A 17,345-nucleotide genomic window follows, 5' to 3' on the forward strand; every position below is an offset into this window, starting at 1 on the left:
CAGGCCCACCCTCCAGCCGCCCGAGCCGCGTAGTGGGCCCGTCCTCCAGCCGACCGAGTCGGATGGTGGGCGGGCGAGGCGGAGTCCGGGGCGGGTGGCGGGGATGTGGAGGCGTTGTGCGGGGGACACTCCCCCTAGGCCCTGTCGTCCTAGGCCCTGTCGTCCGTCGGGGAGGTTCGCCATGCGGCTGCTGTCCGGTTCCGGCAAGGTCGCGCGCAGTCCCGTGCACCATCCGCTGTCCGCCCGCTGCTACGCCCGGTACAGCGTGAGCGCCGAGACCCGGCTGGGCATGGCCGGGGTGCGCGAGCGGCTGCTCGCCGGGCTGTCCGGACGGGTGATCGAGATAGGCGCCGGCAACGGGCTGAACTTCTCGCACTATCCGGGCACCGTCGCGGAGGTCGTGGCGATCGAACCGGAGCCGCTGCTCAGGAAGTTGGCGCTGGAGTCGGCCCTGCGCGCCCAGGTCCCGGTCGACGTGGTGCCGGGCGCCGCAGAGGCGCTGCCGGTCAAGAGCGAGGCCTTCGACGCGGTGGTGCTGTCCCTGGTGCTGTGCAGCGTGCGGGACGTACCGCGGGCGCTGGGCGAGGTGCGGCGGGTGCTCAGGCCGGGCGGCCAGGTGCGGTTCTTCGAACACGGCCGGGGCGGTGGCCCGCTGATGACACTGACCCAGCGCACGCTGGACCGGACCGTGTGGCCCCTGCTGACCGGCGGATGTCACGTGGCCCGCCGGCCGGTGGCCGCGCTGCGCGAGGCCGGGTTCGCCCTCGGCCCCCACCGGTGCGTGATGATGCCGCAGAGGGGTCCGGCGCTGCCGGCGTCGTACTGCACGCTCGGCGTCGCCTGGCGCCCGGACGAGCCGTTCACGCGCTGATCACAGGCTCCAGCGCCGCAGCTCCCGCGCGATGTCGTCCACGTCGGCCGCGCCCTCCTTCACCAGCCGGGCGAGGTCGCGCACCTGCTCGGGCGTGGTGACCACCTTCACGCCGCTGGCGACCAGGTAGGCGTAGGCGACCGCCGAGGCGAACAGCGCGTTGGAGCGCTCCAGCGCCGGCAGATGGACCAGCAGCTGGAGCAGGGAGGCGGCGCGGGCGTGCGGGTTGTCGTAGACCGGCACGCCGAATATCTCGGCGCGGTGCCGGGCGACGGCGGCGACCAGTGCGCCCCAGTCGGTGACCTGCGGGTCCCCGGGCGTCTTCTGCTCGGCGAGCATGAGGAGCCAGGCGAGGTCGATGCTGAGCTCGTTCAAGGGATCAGCGGCCGTCCCCGGTGCCGGCACCGCGGGGGGTCTCGGTGAACTCCTCGGCGAACACGGACTCGTACTGCTTCATGAAGTCGGCGGCGGCCTCGACGAACGTACGGCCGGCCTCACCGGTGTCCTGTCTGACCAGCTCCTCGATATAGCGGTTGACGCTGATGCCACGGGCCAGGGCGCGTTCGCGGGCCGCGCGGGCGGTGCCCTCGTCCACGCGCACGTTCAGCTGGGTCTTCGCCATGCTTCGACGCTAGCGCCGAGGTGCTAGCAAGACAAGGGCGCGCGTACGCGCTGCGCCGGGTCGGCCTGTCCCTTACGCTCGCCCGGGAACGGGCGGTTCGAACGACCGGGAGGCTGTCTTGTCCACACCAGCTGCGCAGCACGCCCCGGGCCGCACGCCGAACGGCGGAATCGCGGCCCGCGCCCGCGGACTGACCAAGGCCTACGGCTCCGGCGAGACGGCCGTGATCGCCCTGGACTCGGTGGACGTGGACATCGCGCGCGGCCGCTTCACCGCCGTGATGGGCCCCTCGGGGTCGGGGAAGTCCACGCTCATGCACTGTCTGGCGGGCCTCGACACGGTGTCGGCCGGTCAGGTGTGGCTGGGCGACACCGAGATCACCGGTTTGAAGGAACGGGAGCTGACCCGGCTCAGGCGGGACCGGGTCGGGTTCATGTTCCAGTCGTTCAACCTGATCCCGACCCTGACGGCCGCCGAGAACATCACCCTGCCGATGGACATCGCGGGCCGGAAGCCCGACGAGCAGTGGCTGGACCAGGTCATCGACACGCTGGGGCTGCGCGCGCGGCTGACGCACCGGCCCGCCCAGCTCTCCGGCGGTCAGCAGCAGCGGGTCGCCTGCGCGCGGGCGCTGGCCTCCCGGCCGGAGCTGATCTTCGCGGACGAGCCGACCGGGAACCTCGACTCGCGGGCCGGTCTGGAGGTGCTGGGCTTCCTGCGCGACGCGGTGGACGATCTCGGGCAGACGGTCGTCATGGTCACGCACGACCCGGGCGCCGCCGCCCACTCCGACCTCGTCCTCTTCCTGGCCGACGGGCGGATCGTGGACGAGATGGCACAGCCGACGGCGGACGCCGTACTGGAACGGATGAAGCAGTTCGACGTGGTCCGGGGCCGGCTCGGCGACGGTACCGTCCAGGAGGGCTGACCCGGTGCTGAAAGCGACCCTGAGGAGCTTCCTCGCGCACAAGGGGCGGCTCGCCCTGTCCGCACTGGCCGTGATCCTGTCCGTGGCGTTCGTCGCGGGCAGTCTGATCTTCTCCGACACCGTGACGCGTACCTTCGACCGGCTGTTCGCCTCCACCGCCGCCGATGTGACGGTCCAGCCGAAGCAGGATCTGCGGTCGGCCCGGCTGAGCGGTGCGGTGCAGACCCTGCCCGCCGCGCTGCGGGACCGCGTGGCGAAGGTCGACGGCGTCGCGGCGGCCCGCGCCGAGGTGTCGGTGGAGAACGCCGTGGTGGTCGACGCCCGCAACAAGCCCGTCGGCCCGACCACGGGCGCACCGACGCTCACGATGGCCTGGTACGTCACGCATCGCAGCCCGGTGCAGCTCACCTCCGGCCATGCGCCGCGGGGTGCGGGTGAGGCGCTGCTGGACGCCGACACGGCCGGCAAGCGGCACGTACGGATCGGCGACACGCTGACCGTGCAGGCACAGCCGGGCACGTTCCGGGTGCGGGTGGTCGGCATCGCCACGTTCACCACCACCAACCCCGGCGCCGCCCTGGTCTTCCTGGACCCGGCGGTCGCGGGCCGGGAACTCCTCGGGTCGGCCGCACAGGCGACCAGCATCACGGCGGACGCGGCGCCGGGAGTGACCGACGCGCAGCTCAAGCAGCGTGTCGGCCAGGCGATCGGCACCGGCACCTACGACCTGAAAACCGCCGGCGAACAGGCCAAGTCGGCGGCGGCCGGCCTCGGCACCTTCCTCGACGTGATCAAGTACGTGATGCTGGGCTTCGCCGGTGTCGCGCTGCTCGTGGGCGTGTTCCTCATCGTCAACACCTTCTCCATGCTGATCGCGCAGCGCACGCGCGAGCTGGGACTGCTGCGGGCGCTGGGCGCGGACCGCAGGCAGGTGCGGCGCTCGGTGCTGACGGAGGCGCTGCTGCTCGGGCTGGTCGGTTCGACACTCGGCCTGCTGGCCGGTATCGGGCTCGCGCTGGGGCTGATCCGGCTGATGAGCGCGTTCGGGATGAACCTGAAGGCCACGGAGATGGTCATCGGCTGGGGCACGCCCGTCGCGGCGTACGTCGTCGGTCTCGGCGTCACCTTCGTGGCCGCCTATCTGCCCGCGCGGCGCGCGGCGGCCGTCTCGCCGATGGCGGCGCTCGCCGACGCCGAGGTCGCCGGTGTGGGCAAGCCGTTGACGGTGCGGGCGGTCGTCGGGGCGGTGGTCGGGGCGGCCGGGGTGGCGGCGCTGGCCGGGTGTGCGGCGGCCACGAAGATCGCGCAGGCGGCCTCGCTGCTGGGTCTCGGCGTGGTCCTGACGCTGATCGCGACCGTGGTCGCCGGCCCGCTGCTGGTGCGGCCGGTGATCCGGGTCCTGGGCGGTGCGTTTCCCGCGCTGTTCGGCCCGGTCGGCCGGATGAGCCAGCGCAACGCCCTGCGCAATCCGCGTCGTACGGGTGCCACGGCCGCCGCCCTCATGGTGGGCCTGGCCCTGGTCGGCGGGATGTCGGTGGCGAGCGCCTCGATGTCGGCGTCGTTCGACCAGCAGATCGACAGGAACCTCGGCGCCGACTTCATCGTCCAGAACACCAACTTCGCTCCGTTCACCAAGGAGGTGCGGGACGGCGTGGCGCGCACGCGTGGCGTCGGGCTCGTCGTTCCGCAGCGGCTCACCCCGGTCGCCGTACGGCTGCCGAAGGGAGACCCGGTCCGGACGACCGCCGCCGCCTACGGACCCGGGCTCGACGACGTCCTGCACATGACCTACGCGCAGGGCGGTTCGCGGGCCGCGCTCGCGGCCGGGCACCTCGCCATGGACGCGGACTTCGCCCGGGACCACGGTGTGCGCGTCGGCAGCGTCGTGCCGGTCGAGTTCCCGGGCGGACGGCACACCGAGCTGACCGTCTCGGCACTCACCGACCAGGCCACGACGGAGGGCTTCGGCACCGAGGGCGGCATCTACTTCGGCCTGGCGACCCTCGCGAAGTTCGCGCCCGGCGCCCAGGACTCCGCGCTCTACGTCAACGCGGCCACCGGAACGAAACCGCAGGACCTGCGGCCCCGCCTGGAAGGGGCGCTCACGCCGTTCCCGCAGGTGCAGGTGCGCGATCAGACCGACTACAAGGACCTGGTCCACAACCAGATCGCCGTCCTGCTGTACCTGGTGTACGCGCTGCTCGGCCTGGCGATCGTCATCGCCGTGCTCGGTGTGGTCAACACCCTCGCCCTGTCGGTGGTGGAGCGCACCCGCGAGATCGGGCTGCTGCGCGCCATCGGGCTGGGGCGGCGGCAGCTGCGCCGGATGATCCGGCTGGAATCGGTGGTGATCGCGGTGTTCGGTGCGGTGCTCGGGCTGGCGCTGGGGCTCGTGTGGGGCGTGTGCATGCAGCAGGTGCTGGCCCTGCGCGGGTTGACGGCGCTGGCGTTCCCCTGGACGACGATCGTCGCCGTCGTCATCGGTGCGGCGGTGGTGGGCGTGGTGGCGGCTCTGCTGCCGGCGCTGCGGGCGTCACGGATGAACGTGCTGGCGGCGATCGCCCACGAGTGAGGCGCCCTGCTGAGCGTGCGGCGGACGTGATGGAATCCCAGGGCCAGGATCAAGTCACCTGCCCACGAGGAGAGTTCATGCCGCGTCCGTTCCGCTTCGGGGTCAATCTGCTCACGCCCGCGCCCGCCGCCGAGTGGCGCGCGAAGTGCCGGCGCGCCGAGGAGCTGGGGTACGACGTGATCCTCGTCCCGGATCACCTCGGCATGGTCGCCCCGTTCCCGGCGCTGGTCGCGGCGGCCGAGGCGACCGAGCGCCCCCGGCTGGGCACGTTCGTGCTCAACGCGGGATTCTGGAACCCGGCGCTGCTGGCCCGCGAGGTGGCGACCACGGACGCGCTGACCGGCGGGCGCCTCGAACTCGGCCTCGGCACCGGGTACGTTCCGGCCGAGCACGAGGCGGCCGGGCTGCCGTACGGCTCGCCGGGCGAGCGGGTGGACCACCTCCGCCGTACGGTGGCGGAGCTCGACCGGCTGCTCGCTTCCCCGGATCACGAGCCTGGCTGCGCCCAGTCCCGGGTGCCGCTGCTGATCGGCGCCAACGGCGACCGGATGCTGCGGCTGACCGCCGAGCACGCGGACATCGCGGCCTTCACCGGAGCCCGGCCGGGGAGGACACCGGGCGGGCTGGAGCCGCTCACCGCCGAGGAGCTGGACGAGCGGGTGGCGCGCTACCGGAGCCTCGCGGCGGGCCGGGCGGAAGAGGCGGAACTGAACCTGCTCGTCCAGCTCGTGGCGGTCACGGACGACCCCGGACCGGTGCTGAAGCCGCTCCTGGAGCGGCAGTCGCAGCTGACCCTGGACGACGCACTGGCTCTGCCCATCGTGCTGGCCGGCCCGCTGGACGACGTCGTCGCGCGGGTGCGGGCGCAGCGCGAGCGGTTCGGCTTCTCGTACCTGACCGTCCTGGAGCCGTACATGGAGGCCTTCGCGCCGGTGATGGGGCGGCTGCGCGAGGAGTCCGCATGATGGAAATCCACACCCGGGCCACCCCCTCCGTGATCCGATGATCACATGACTGACCTGTGTATACGCCCGGCGGCGCAGGCCGACCTCGACACCGTCCTCGCCTTCTGGAAGACGGCCGCCGAGGGCACCAGCATCAGCGACGACCGGGACGGGGTGGAGCGGCTGGTCGCCCGCGACCCGGAGGCCCTGATCCTCGCCGAGCAGGACGGCGAGCTGGTGGGCACGGTGATCGCGGGCTTCGACGGCTGGCGCTGCCATCTGTACCGGCTCGCGGTACATCCGCGGCGGCGCCGGCAGGGCATCGGCTCGGCGCTGCTGGCCGCCGCCGAGGAGCGGTTCGTACGGCTCGGCGGGCGGCGTGCGGACGCGATGGTGCTGGTCCGCAACGAGCGGGCGCAGCACGCTTGGAGCGCCGCCGGTTACGGCCCGGAGGAGCACTGGCGGCGCTGGGTGAAGCCGCTCACCGACTGAGCCGCCGACCTTCTTTTGCTCATCCTTTACCATTGAGGGAGCACTCGGCCCTCCATGAAAGGTTGTGAGCGTCCGCCCATGGGCGACCCTCCCAGTACGCGCCACCGCGCGTCCCGTCCTGCCCTGTCCGAGCATGGGACGGGGGTGACCCGATGACCGAAGTGCTCCTGCTTCTGGTGGCGATCCTGCTGGCGCTCGCCTGTGGCGCCTTCGTCGCCGCGGAGTTCTCGCTGACCACGGTGGAGCGCGGTGAGCTGGAGCGAGCCGCCCAGCGTGGCGAACGCGGCGCCCCCGGCGCCCTGAAGGCCGTACGGAACCTGACCTTCCAGCTCTCCGGCGCGCAGCTCGGCATCACCGTGACCAATCTGGTGGTCGGCATGCTCGCCGAGCCGTCCATCGCCAAGCTGCTCGCCGGCCCGTTCCGGGCGATGGGTCTGTCGGGCGGCACGGCGAGTTCGGCCGCCCTCGTGCTCGGTACGGCCCTGTCGACGGTCTTCCTGATGGTCGTCGGCGAGCTGGTGCCGAAGAACTGGGCGATCTCCTCACCGCTGGCCGTGGCCAGGCGGGTGGGCAATCCGCAGCGCTGGTTCAGCGCCGCCTTCCGGCCCTTCATCACGCATCTGAACAACACGGCCAACCGTTTCGTGCGCCGGCTCGGCATCGAGCCCGCCGAAGAGCTGGCCTCCGCGCGCGGACCGCAGGAGCTGGCGGCACTCGCCCGGCACTCCGCCAGGGAGGGCGCACTGGAGCCGGACACCGCCGAACTGTTCGTGCGCACGCTGAACCTGGCCGACCTGACGGCGGAGAATGTGATGACCCCCCGCGTCCAGGTCGTCGCCCTCGACACCCAGGCCACCTGCGAGGACGTGGCGAACGCGACCCGGGCCACCGGGCTGAGCCGGTTCCCGGTCTACCGGGGCACCCTGGACTCGGTCGTCGGGACCGCCCACATCAAGGACGTGCTGGCCGTCCCCGCCGACCAGCGGCGCCACCGCACGGTCGCCCAGGTGATGCGCGAGCCGCTGCTCGTGCCCGAGTCCCTGACCGTCGACCGGCTGCTGGACCGGCTGGGCGGCAGGCGCACCATGGCCGTCGTCATCGACGAGTACGGCGGCACGGCCGGCGTGGCGACGCTGGAGGACATCGTCGAGGAAGTCGTCGGCGAGGTGCGCGACGAGCACGACCCGCACGAGACGCCGGACCTCGCCCCCGCCGGGGCGGACGAGGACGGGCGGGCCCTGTACTCGGCCGACGGCGCCGCCCGCACCGACCAGCTCGCGCGCGTGGGCCTGCGGGTGCCCGAGGGTCCTTACGAGACCCTGGCCGGGCTGGTCGCGACCCTGCTGGGCCGGATACCGCGGACCGGTGACACGGTCGAGGTCGCGGGCTGGCGGCTGGACGTGGTGGACGCCTCGGGCCGCCGTGCGGCGCGCGTGCTGCTGCACGCGCCGCTGGACGACGAACAGGCCCACGAGACCCCGGAGGAGGCACGATGACCGCCGTTCAGCTGCTGATCGGGCTGACGACCCTGGTCGTCAACGCCTTCTTCGTCGGCGCCGAGTTCGCGCTGATCTCCGTACGCCGCTCACAGGTCGAGCCGCTGGCCCAGGAGGGCGACCGGCGCGCGAGGGCAGTGCTGTGGGGCCTGGAGCACGTGTCGGCGCTGCTGGCCGCCGCCCAGCTCGGCATCACGCTGTGCACGCTGGTCCTGGGTGTGGTCGCCGAACCGGCGATCGCGCATCTGCTGGAGCCGGTGTTCCACGCCGTCGGTGTCCCCGTGAGCGCCGGCCACGCCGTGTCCTTCGTGATCGCGCTGACCCTCGCGACCTATCTGCACATGCTGCTGGGCGAGATGGTGCCCAAGAACATCGCGCTCGCGGAACCGGTGCGCAGCGCGCTGCTGCTGGGCCCGCCGCTCGTCGCCCTGTCCCAGGCCCTGCGCCCGGTGATCTTTGCGGTCAACGCCTTCGCGAACGGACTGCTGAAGCTGCTCAGGGTGGAAGCCAAGGGCGAGGTCGCGGCGACCTTCACGGACACCGAACTCGCCGAGATCGTCAAGGACGCCAGCGAGGCGGGCCTGATCGACAACCGGGCGCAGGAGCGGCTGCACGACGCCCTGGAGCTGGGCAGCCGGCCCGTGCGGGACGTCGTGGTGCCGCTGGAACGGGTGGTGTACGCGCGCGTGGGCGTCACCCCCGAGCAGCTGGAGCGGCTGTCGGCCGAGTCGGGCTTCTCCCGGTTCCCCGTGGTCGACGCGAGCCGGCGGATCGTCGGCTATCTGCACGTCAAGGACGCGCTGGACGCCGCGCCGCGGGACGTGGCGTTCCGGCTGCGGGACATGCGGCCCATCGCGCGAGTGCGCGAGGGCACCCCGCTGGACGACGTGCTCACCGCGATGCGCGGCAGCCGTACGCATCTGGCGGCGGTGCTCGGCGACGACGGCCGGCTGGCCGGCCTGGTGACCATGGAGGACGTGCTGCGGCAGCTGTTCGGGCAGCCCGCTCCGGGATGACGCAGGGTCCTGCCGGGCGTTCCGGGGCCGACCGACCGGCGGGTATGGAGCCGGGGATACCATCGCTCACGCCATGCAGACGAATCCCACACCTCCCCCTTACGGCAGCCTGGTCGCGGTCGGCGACTCCTTCACCGAGGGCATGTCGGACCTGCTGCCCGACGGCTCCTACCGGGGCTGGGCCGACCTGCTCGCCGCACGGATGGCCGCCCGGACACCGGGCTTCCGGTACGCCAACCTGGCCGTGCGCGGCAAGCTGATCGGGCAGATCGTCGACGAGCAGGTGGACACGGCGGCGGCCATGAACGCCGACGTGGTCACCCTGGTCGGCGGGCTCAACGACACCCTGCGGCCGAAATGCGACATGGGCCGCGTGAAGGGTCTGCTGACCGAGGCGGTGGAGCGGCTGGCGCCGTCCTGCAAGCAGCTGGTGCTGATGCGCAGCCCCGGCCGCCGGGGCCCCGTGCTGGAGCGGTTCCGGCCGCGCATGGAGGAGCTGTTCGCGTGCGTGGACGAGCTGGCCGCCAAGCACGGCGCGGTCGTCGTCGACCTGTACGGAGCGCGCTCGCTCGCCGACCCCCGACTGTGGGACGTGGACCGGTTGCACCTGACGGCGGAGGGACACCGCAGGGTCGCCGAGGCGGTGTGGCAGGCGCTCGGGTACGAGCCGGAGGACACCGAGTGGCATGTGCCGATGCCGGCCACGCTCCCGCCGGGCTGGGTGTCGCGCCGGGCGGCGGACGCGCGCTTCGCGCGGCAGCACCTGCTGCCGTGGATAGGCCGGCGCCTGACCGGCCGCTCCTCCGGGGACGGCCGCCCGCCGAAGCGTCCGGAACTGCTGCCGTACGAGGCCCAGGCATAGCCTCACCCGTGGGGCCGTCGTGCGGGCAGGTGTCCGTGACGGACGTCTCGTAGCTTCCGCCGAACCGAGGTGTGGCGCTGGCCTGCACAAACCGCCAGTAGAATCTGGACACGTGACTTCTGCGCCCGCCAAGCCCCGCATCCCGAACGTCCTCGCCGGACGTTACGCCTCCGCCGAGCTCGCCACGCTCTGGTCCCCCGAGCAGAAGGTGAAGCTGGAGCGGCAGCTCTGGCTCGCCGTGCTGCGCGCCCAGAAGGACCTGGGCATCGAGGTGCCGGACGAGGCGATCGCCGACTACGAGCGTGTCCTCGACACCGTCGACCTGGCCTCGATCGCCGAGCGCGAGAAGGTCACCCGGCACGATGTGAAGGCGCGGATCGAGGAGTTCAACGACCTCGCCGGGCACGAGCACGTGCACAAGGGCATGACCTCCCGTGACCTCACGGAGAACGTCGAGCAGCTGCAGATCCGGCTCTCGCTGGAGCTGATGCGCGACCGTACGGTCGCCGTGCTGGCGCGCCTCGGCAAGCTGGCCGGCGAGTACGCCGAGCTGGTCATGGCCGGCCGCTCGCACAACGTGGCCGCGCAGGCCACCACCCTCGGCAAGCGCTTCGCGACCGCCGCCGACGAGCTGCTCGTCGCCTACGGCCGGGTCGAGGAGCTGCTGGGCCGCTACCCGCTGCGCGGCATCAAGGGCCCGGTCGGCACCGCGCAGGACATGCTGGACCTGCTGGGCGGGGACGCCGCCAAGCTCGCCGAGCTGGAGAACCGGATCGCCCGGCACCTGGGCTTCTCGCAGGCGTTCACCTCGGTCGGCCAGGTCTACCCGCGCTCCCTGGACTACGAGGTCGTCACCGCGCTGGTGCAGCTGGCGGCCGCGCCGTCCTCGCTGGCCAGGACGATCCGGCTGATGGCCGGGCACGAACTGGTCACCGAGGGCTTCAAGCCGGGCCAGGTCGGCTCGTCCGCGATGCCGCACAAGATGAACACCCGCTCGTGCGAGCGGGTCAACGGCCTCATGGTCATCCTGCGCGGTTACGCCTCGATGACCGGCGAGCTGGCCGGCGACCAGTGGAACGAGGGCGACGTGTCCTGCTCGGTGGTGCGCCGCGTCGCACTCCCGGACGCCTTCTTCGCGCTGGACGGCCTGCTGGAGACCTTCCTGACCGTCCTCGACGAGTTCGGCGCCTTCCCGGCCGTCGTCGCCCGCGAGCTCGACCGCTACCTGCCGTTCCTCGCCACCACCAAGGTGCTCATGGGCGCGGTGCGGGCCGGGGTCGGCCGCGAGGTCGCGCACGAGGCGATCAAGGAGAACGCCGTGGCCACCGCGCTCGCGATGCGCGAGCAGGGCGCCGAGCGCAACGACCTGCTCGACAAGCTCGCCGCCGACGAGCGGCTCCCCCTCGAACGCGAGCAGCTCGCCGCGCTGATGGCCGACAAGCTGTCCTTCACCGGCGCCGCCGCCGACCAGGTCGGTGTGGTCGCCGGCCGGATCGAGGAGATCGTCAAGCAGCACCCGGAGGCCGCCGGTTACACCCCCGGAGCGATCCTCTGACCCGCCTGACGAAGGCGGATCTGGAGGCCGCCCGCGACCGTCTGGTACCGGACGTCGTCGCGGACGGCCTCCGTGTGCTGTTCTGCGGGATCAACCCGGGACTGATGACGGCCGCGACCGGTCACCACTTCGCCCGTCCCGGCAACCGCTTCTGGCCGGTGCTGCACCTGTCGGGCTTCACGCCGAGGCTGCTGAAGCCGGCCGAGCAGCGGGAACTGCTGTCGTACGGGCTGGGGATCACGAACGTCGTGGCACGGGCGACCGCGCGGGCCGACGAGCTGACCGCCGAGGAGTACGCCGAGGGCGGGCTGGTGCTGACCGAGAAGGTGACCCGGCTGCGCCCAGGGTGGCTGGCCGTGGTCGGGGTGACCGCCTACCGGGCCGCCTTCGGCGACCGTACCGCGCAGGTCGGACCACAGGAGCGGACCATCGGGGACAGCCGGATCTGGGTGCTGCCCAACCCCAGCGGGCTGAACGCGCACTGGACGACGGCGACCATGGCGGAGGAGTTCGCCCGGCTGCGGGACGCGGCGCCGGCCTAGGGGGTGTCGTTTGGATCATCCCGGCGTCGCGGGCCTGGCGGTCACGGCGGGTCGATGGACGTGACCACCGCCAGCAGCTGGAACGGCAGCTCGTCGTCCCACTGGGACACGCCCAGGGCGACCCAGCGGCCCGTCGGCGCCTTCCACAGGTGCACATCGGGTACGTGCGAGGCGAGCGTGGCCCATGGCTCGTCGACGTCCTCCCCTTCCATGGCCCGCTCGAAGGTGCTGGACAGGCTGAACGCGTCGACCGGTCCCCATCGCTCGGCGAGCCGCTCCCCGAGGGCGTCCCGGTCCGCCTCGTACTGCTCCTGCGTCTCCTCCCGCTCGGTGCCGTCGTCCTCGTGGAAGTCACCGCTCGTCTCTAACTCGGCTATCAGGTACCCGGGCCCGCCCGTGCCGACGTCCGTCCTGCCGTGCTCCGCCGGAAACTCCCGGCCGCACAGCTGGTCGATCACAGCAAGGTGGTTCGCGATGTCCATGCGATCCAGTAAAGCGGGCACCACTGACAATTGGCGTGCCGTCAGGCGTCCCTGCGGTGCAGGGACCACGCGCCGGCCAGCAGGGCGGCCGCCGACCACAGCGCGGTCACCGCGAGCCCGCTCCACGGGCCGAGGGCGCCGTCCCAGGTGCTGTGCAGGGCGACTTGGCCGGCCCGGTCGGGGAGGAAGTCGGCGACGCTTCCGGACAGGTCGCCGATGACGAAGGACACGATCAGCAGGAACGGGATCAGCATGGACAGGGTCGCGACACCGCTGCGCAGCACCGCCGCGAGCCCGGCCGCGAACAGCGCCATCAGGGTCAGGTGCAGTGCGCAGCCGACCGCGCCGCGCAGCCCCTCACCCCAGACCGGCCCCGAGGTACCGAGGACGGCCTTCCCGACCAGCAGGGTGACCAGCCCGGTGAGGAGACCGACGGCCAGCACCGGCAGGGCGATCGCGGTGGCCTTGGCGGCGAACCACCGCAGGCGGTCGGGCACCGCCGACAGCGTCAGCCGTAGTGCGCCGCCCCGGAACTCGGCCGAGACGGCTGTCGTACCGAAGGCGATCGCGGCGATCTGACCGAGGCCGACGCCGAAGAACACCGAGTACAGCGGATCCGAGCCGGCGGCGCCGGCGGCGGCGAGCGCCGAGAACCCGGTGGTGACGAGGAGGACGGCGGCCAGGCTGCCGACGAGCGGGCGCAGCGTACGGATCTTGATCCACTCGGCGTGCAGAACGGGTGCGAACTCCATGCTCAGGCCTCCTGGGGCAGTGCGGTGAACTCGGCCTCGGCAGCGGTCAGATCGAGATAGGCCTCCTCCAAGGTGGCCTCGTGTGCGGCGAGTTCCAGGACGGGCAGACCCGCCTCGGACATCAGCCGGCCGATGTCGTCCACGCTCGCGTGCCGCACGGTCCTGGACCCGTCCGGGTCCGGGGTGGCGTCGAGGCCGTGGCGGGCGAGCAGGTCGTCCAGGGCGGCGGGCTCGCTGGTGCGGATGCGGACGTGCGGCCGTACGCGTGCGTGGATGAACTCCCGGACCGGCGTGTCGGCCAGCAGCCGCCCTCGTCCGAGGATCACGAGGTGGTCCGCGAAGGCGGCGGTCTCGCTCATCAGATGGCTGGAGACCAGGACCGTACGGCCCTCACCGGCGAGCCGGCGCAACAGCGTGCGGATCCAGACGATGCCCTCGGGGTCGAGGCCGTTGGCGGGTTCGTCGAGCAGGACGACCTCGGGGTCCCCGAGAAGGGCGGCGGCGATGCCGAGCCGCTGGCGCATGCCGAGGGAGTAGGTGCGAACCCGGCGCCGGGCCACCTGGGCGAGTCCGGTCTCCTCCAGCACCGTGTCGACCCGGCGGTCCGGGATGCGGTTGCTCGCAGCGAGGGCGCGCAGATGATCACGGGCGCTGCGGGAACCGTGCGCGGCCCGCGCGTCGAGCAACGCGCCCACCCGGCGCAGCGGTTCGCGCAGGGCCGCGTAGGCGTGGCCGCCGATGGTGGCGGTGCCCGAGGTGGGCCGGTCGAGGCCGAGGACGAGGCGCATGGTGGTGGACTTGCCGGCGCCGTTGGGGCCGAGGAAGCCGGTGACGCGGCCGGGGCGCACGCTGAAGGTGAGCTGGTCCACGGCCCGCCGTCCGCCGTACTCCTTGCTGAGGTCGCGTACGTCGATGCTGGTCATGGCAACAGCCTTGCCGTTCACGGGTGTCGGGGCCTCCCCCGCCGGTGGGGAGCGTCTCCCCCGTGCGGGGGAGGCCCGTTGTCGGTGCCGCCTGCGACGATGGCGTCATGGCCCGCATGCTCCGCTTCCTGCGCCCGCTGCTGCGCGGGACGACGTACACGCGCCTGCTGCATCTGTGGGTGCCGATGCTGGCGGTCAGCATCTGGCTCTTCATCGACATGTCGACGCCCTGGATACCCGCGCTGATGCTCGTCCCGCTCGGTCTCGTGCCGGCGGTGCGCAGGGGCGAGGGCGTGCAGGCACGGCTGCTGCTCACGCCCGGTGAGGCGGATCCGGGAATCTCCGAGGCACCGTCGGCAACCTGGCGGGACCGGGGGCGCACGGTGCTCTGGCTGGAGCTGCGGATGCTCCTCGGCGCGGCGGCGATGTTCAGCATGGTGTGGCTGCTCGCCACCGGTTTCGAACTGGCGCGGTGCGCCTGGGGGCGGGCACCGTCCCGGGTGCCGCTGCTGGCGGGGCTGCCGCCGCACCGCGCCTGGGCCCTGCTGACGCCGCTTCCGCTGCTCGCCCTGTACGGCGTGGTGGTCGGGCTCGGCGAGCTGGTCACCGTCTGCGCGCGCCGGCTTCTGGGCCCTTCCGCGGCCGAGCGGCTGGCCGCGCTGGAGGAGCGCACCGAGCAACTGCTGGAGCGCACCCGCATCGCGCGCGAGCTGCACGACTCGATCGGGCACGCCCTGACGGTGGCGGTGGTGCAGGCCGGCGCGGCGCGGGCGGCGGGCGATCCGGAGTTCACCGACCGCGCGCTGGACGCGATCGAGGAGACCGGGCGGGCGGCCCTGGAGGACCTGGAGCGGGTGCTGGGTGTGCTGCGGGAGGCCGAGCGGCCGGTGAGCGCCCGGCCCACGCTGGCCGACGCCGACCGGCTCCTGGAGTCGGCGCGGGCCTCCGGCGCGAAGGTCGACGCCGAGGTGACGGGCCCGGTGGCGGCCGTACCCGGGCCGGTGTCCCGTGAGGGCTACCGGATCCTGCAGGAGGCGCTCACCAATGTGCTGCGGCACGCGGGCGCCGTGCCCGTGCGGGTCCGCGTCGCGGTCACCGGCGGCCGGCTCTCGCTGGAGGTGCGCAATCCACTGCCGGGCGCCGTACCCGGCCCCGGGCGGGGCAGCGGCCTGCGCGGCATACGGGAGCGGGCCGCCCTGCTCGGAGGCAGCGCACGGACCGGCCCGGACGAGGGCGACTGGCAGGTGCGCGCGGAGCTGCCGATCAGCTGATCTAGTCTGGCCGGATGCCGGTCACCGTACTGCTTGTCGACGACGAACCCCTGGTCCGTGCGGGTCTGCGGGCCGTCCTGGAGGCGCAGCCCGACATCGAGGTGGTGGGCGAGGCCGCCGACGGGGCCGCGGTCGTCCCGCTGGTGCGGCGCCTGCGCCCGGACGTCGTCGCCATGGACGTCCGCATGCCGTTGCTGGACGGCATCGAGGCCACGCGCGTGGTGCTGCGCACGGTGGCCGAGCCGCCGAAGATCCTCGTGGTGACGACCTTCGAGGACGACGAGTACGTGTACGAGGCCCTGCGCGCGGGCGCCGACGGGTTTCTGCTGAAGCGGGCCCGCCCGGCCGAGATCGTGCACGCGGTGCGGCTGGTCGCGGAGGGTGAGTCGCTGCTGTTCCCGGCCTCCGTACGACGTCTCGCCGCTCGGTACGGCGACGGCGACCGGCCGGCGCGTGCCGTGCTGGAGCGGGCCCGGCTGACCGAGCGGGAGGCGGAGGTGCTGCGGCTGATGGCGCGGGGGCTGTCGAACGCGGAGATCGCCGCGCGGCTGGTCGTGGGCACGGAGACGGTGAAGTCGCATGTGAGCGCCGTGCTCGCCAAGCTCGGCGCGCGCGACCGCACCCAGGCGGTGATCGTGGCGTACGAGTCGGGGTTCGTCGAGCCGAGGTGAGCCGCTGCTGCTGCGGAACCCGGCACTCGCCGGGGTGCGCCGGGCCGAGTACGATCCGGCCAACACGCCCGCGAGCTGGAAGGACGGACGGTGGCGCAGCTGACCGGCGGCGATCCCTCGCTGCTGCGAAGGATCAATTCCGCGGTGGTGCTGCACGCGCTGCGTGCCGCGGACTGCGCGACGCTCACCGAGATCACCCGGGTCACCGGGCTGTCCCGGCCGACGGTGGAGGGGGTCGTCGAAGGGCTCATCGAGGGCGGGCTGGTCGTGGAGACGGCCGCCGACGAGAGCACGGCGCGCCGTCAGGGGCGGCCCGCGCGCCGGTTCCGGTTCCGGGCCGAGGCGGGGCATCTGCTGGGCCTGGAGATCGGGCCGCACCGGGTCGCCGCGCTGCTGTCCGACCTGGACGGCCGGGTACTGGGCTCGCAGGCCAAGGAGGTCGACGAGACGGCCACGGCGGACGAGCGGCTGGAGAGACTGCGCGGCGCGGTCGCCGAGCTGCTGCGGCGGGCCGGGGTCGCACGCGGCTCGCTGCGGGCCGTGGGTGTGGGCACGCCGGGCATCGTGGAGGCCGACGGCACGGTACGGCTGGGCACGGCGCTGCCGCAGTGGACGGGGCTGAGGCTGGGTGAGCGGCTCAGCCGTTCCTTCAAGTGCCCGGTGCTGGTGGAGAACGACGCCAACGCGGCGGCCGTCGCCGAGCACTGGAAGGGCGCGGCGGCCGGGTCGGACGACGTGGTGTTCGTGCTGGCCGGGCTGAGCCCGGGGGCGGGTGCGCTGATCGGCGGCCGGCTGCACCGCGGCTACGGCGGGGCGGCCGGGGAGATCGGCGCACTGCATCTGCTGGGCCGGGAGGCGACTCCCGAGACGCTGCTGTCCACCACCGACGAGCCGCTGCACCCGCTGGACGAGCAGGCGGTCGCCGAGGTGTTCACGCTGGCCCGTCAGGGCGACCAGCGGGCGCGGGCGGCCGTGGAGCGGTTCATCCAGCGGCTCGTGCACGACGTGGCCGCGCTGGTGCTGGCGCTCGATCCGGAGCTGGTCGTGATCGGCGGCTGGGCGGCCGGGCTCGACGGCGTCCTGGAGCCGTTGCGCCGCGAACTGGCCCGCTATTGCCTGCGGCCGCCTCGGGTGGGGTTGTCCCTGTTGGGTGAGGCGGCCGTGGCCACGGGGGCGCTGCGCCTGGCTTTGGACCATGTGGAGGAGCAGCTCTTCGCCGTTGACGGCACGGTGACGCGGCGCTGAGCGTGACGCGGCGCTGAGCGTGACGCGGCGCTGAGCGTGACGCGGCGATCTGCCGGGTGCGGTGGTCGTGCCGCTGCGGCGCCGTCGGGGCGGGGCGCGCA

Annotated in this window: 18 protein-coding genes; 13 read left to right on the forward strand and 5 right to left on the reverse strand. The window is 73.0% G+C overall.

All coding sequences use genetic code 11. The features are described 5' to 3' along the window. The first annotated feature begins 181 nt into the window (after positions 1-181). Positions 182-871, forward strand: a complete 690-nt coding sequence (locus ACIGXP_RS02955; protein WP_399763231.1) for a class I SAM-dependent methyltransferase — start codon at positions 182-184, stop codon at positions 869-871. On the opposite strand, the gene ACIGXP_RS02960 is transcribed toward ACIGXP_RS02955, so the two are convergent. Both ACIGXP_RS02960 and ACIGXP_RS02965 read right to left on the reverse strand, forming a co-directional pair. Beyond that, complete coding sequence (locus tag ACIGXP_RS02960) at positions 872-1,246, reverse strand: fic family toxin-antitoxin system, toxin component (protein WP_363218372.1); 375 nt, start codon at positions 1,244-1,246, stop codon at positions 872-874. It abuts the gene before it with no gap. 4 nt (positions 1,247-1,250) lie between these two features. Further along, a complete protein-coding gene (locus tag ACIGXP_RS02965) occupies positions 1,251-1,493 on the reverse strand; it encodes a toxin-antitoxin system HicB family antitoxin (protein WP_363218373.1) in 243 nt (80 codons plus the stop codon). A gap of 118 nt (positions 1,494-1,611) precedes the next feature. On the opposite strand from ACIGXP_RS02965, the gene ACIGXP_RS02970 reads away from it, so the two are divergent. The 9 genes from ACIGXP_RS02970 to mug all read left to right on the forward strand — a co-directional run bounded on the left by ACIGXP_RS02970 (position 1,612) and on the right by mug (position 11,900). Further along, positions 1,612-2,421, forward strand: coding sequence for an ABC transporter ATP-binding protein (locus tag ACIGXP_RS02970; protein WP_399763234.1), 810 nt, complete (start codon positions 1,612-1,614; stop codon positions 2,419-2,421). A 4-nt stretch (positions 2,422-2,425) separates the two neighbouring features. Then, on the forward strand, positions 2,426-4,993 hold the full coding sequence (locus tag ACIGXP_RS02975) for an ABC transporter permease (protein WP_399763236.1): 2,568 nt from the start codon (positions 2,426-2,428) through the stop codon (positions 4,991-4,993). A gap of 77 nt (positions 4,994-5,070) precedes the next feature. After that, positions 5,071-5,958 carry an LLM class F420-dependent oxidoreductase gene (locus ACIGXP_RS02980; RefSeq protein WP_399763239.1) on the forward strand — a complete coding sequence of 296 codons (888 nt, stop codon included), beginning with the start codon at positions 5,071-5,073 and terminating at the stop codon, positions 5,956-5,958. Positions 5,959-6,003: 45 nt separating this feature from the next. Beyond that, entirely contained in the window at positions 6,004-6,429 is a 426-nt protein-coding gene (locus tag ACIGXP_RS02985) for a GNAT family N-acetyltransferase (RefSeq protein WP_363218377.1), read from the forward strand. A gap of 152 nt (positions 6,430-6,581) precedes the next feature. Further along, positions 6,582-7,925, forward strand: a complete 1,344-nt coding sequence (locus tag ACIGXP_RS02990; protein WP_363218378.1) for a hemolysin family protein — start codon at positions 6,582-6,584, stop codon at positions 7,923-7,925. After that, on the forward strand, positions 7,922-8,941 hold the full coding sequence (locus tag ACIGXP_RS02995) for a hemolysin family protein (protein ID WP_399763243.1): 1,020 nt from the start codon (positions 7,922-7,924) through the stop codon (positions 8,939-8,941). Before ACIGXP_RS02990 ends, ACIGXP_RS02995 begins: the two co-directional genes overlap by 4 nt. Positions 8,942-9,014: 73 nt before the next feature. Then, complete coding sequence (locus ACIGXP_RS03000; RefSeq protein ID WP_399763245.1) at positions 9,015-9,803, forward strand: SGNH/GDSL hydrolase family protein; 789 nt, start codon at positions 9,015-9,017, stop codon at positions 9,801-9,803. A gap of 112 nt (positions 9,804-9,915) precedes the next feature. After that, entirely contained in the window at positions 9,916-11,358 is a 1,443-nt protein-coding gene (gene purB / locus ACIGXP_RS03005; protein WP_363217773.1) for an adenylosuccinate lyase, read from the forward strand. After that, complete coding sequence (mug, locus tag ACIGXP_RS03010; RefSeq protein WP_399763563.1) at positions 11,355-11,900, forward strand: G/U mismatch-specific DNA glycosylase; 546 nt, start codon at positions 11,355-11,357, stop codon at positions 11,898-11,900. The genes purB and mug overlap by 4 nt, the downstream gene beginning before the upstream one ends. 41 nt (positions 11,901-11,941) lie before the next feature. On the opposite strand, the gene ACIGXP_RS03015 is transcribed toward mug, so the two are convergent. Genes ACIGXP_RS03015 through ACIGXP_RS03025 form a run of 3 tightly spaced genes read right to left on the reverse strand, consistent with a single transcriptional unit; the run spans position 11,942 to position 14,057 of the window. Beyond that, a complete protein-coding gene (locus ACIGXP_RS03015) occupies positions 11,942-12,382 on the reverse strand; it encodes a hypothetical protein (protein ID WP_363217772.1) in 441 nt (146 codons plus the stop codon). Positions 12,383-12,423: 41 nt separating this feature from the next. Then, positions 12,424-13,134, reverse strand: coding sequence for an ABC transporter permease (locus tag ACIGXP_RS03020; RefSeq protein WP_399763250.1), 711 nt, complete (start codon positions 13,132-13,134; stop codon positions 12,424-12,426). Positions 13,135-13,136: 2 nt separating this feature from the next. After that, entirely contained in the window at positions 13,137-14,057 is a 921-nt protein-coding gene (locus tag ACIGXP_RS03025; protein WP_363217770.1) for an ABC transporter ATP-binding protein, read from the reverse strand. 116 nt (positions 14,058-14,173) lie between these two features. Between ACIGXP_RS03025 and ACIGXP_RS03030 the strand changes: the two genes are divergently transcribed. The 3 genes from ACIGXP_RS03030 (at position 14,174) to ACIGXP_RS03040 (ending at position 17,244) form a co-directional block, all read left to right on the forward strand. Then, positions 14,174-15,328, forward strand: a complete 1,155-nt coding sequence (locus ACIGXP_RS03030) for a sensor histidine kinase (protein WP_399763566.1) — start codon at positions 14,174-14,176, stop codon at positions 15,326-15,328. 14 nt (positions 15,329-15,342) lie between these two features. After that, entirely contained in the window at positions 15,343-15,999 is a 657-nt protein-coding gene (locus tag ACIGXP_RS03035) for a response regulator transcription factor (RefSeq protein ID WP_363217769.1), read from the forward strand. Positions 16,000-16,089: 90 nt separating this feature from the next. Beyond that, a complete protein-coding gene (locus ACIGXP_RS03040; RefSeq protein WP_399763254.1) occupies positions 16,090-17,244 on the forward strand; it encodes an ROK family transcriptional regulator in 1,155 nt (384 codons plus the stop codon). Positions 17,245-17,345: the final 101 nt, after the last annotated feature.

The organism is Streptomyces sp. NPDC053069, assembly GCF_044546895.1.
In the GTDB taxonomy this organism is placed as follows: domain Bacteria; phylum Actinomycetota; class Actinomycetes; order Streptomycetales; family Streptomycetaceae; genus Streptomyces.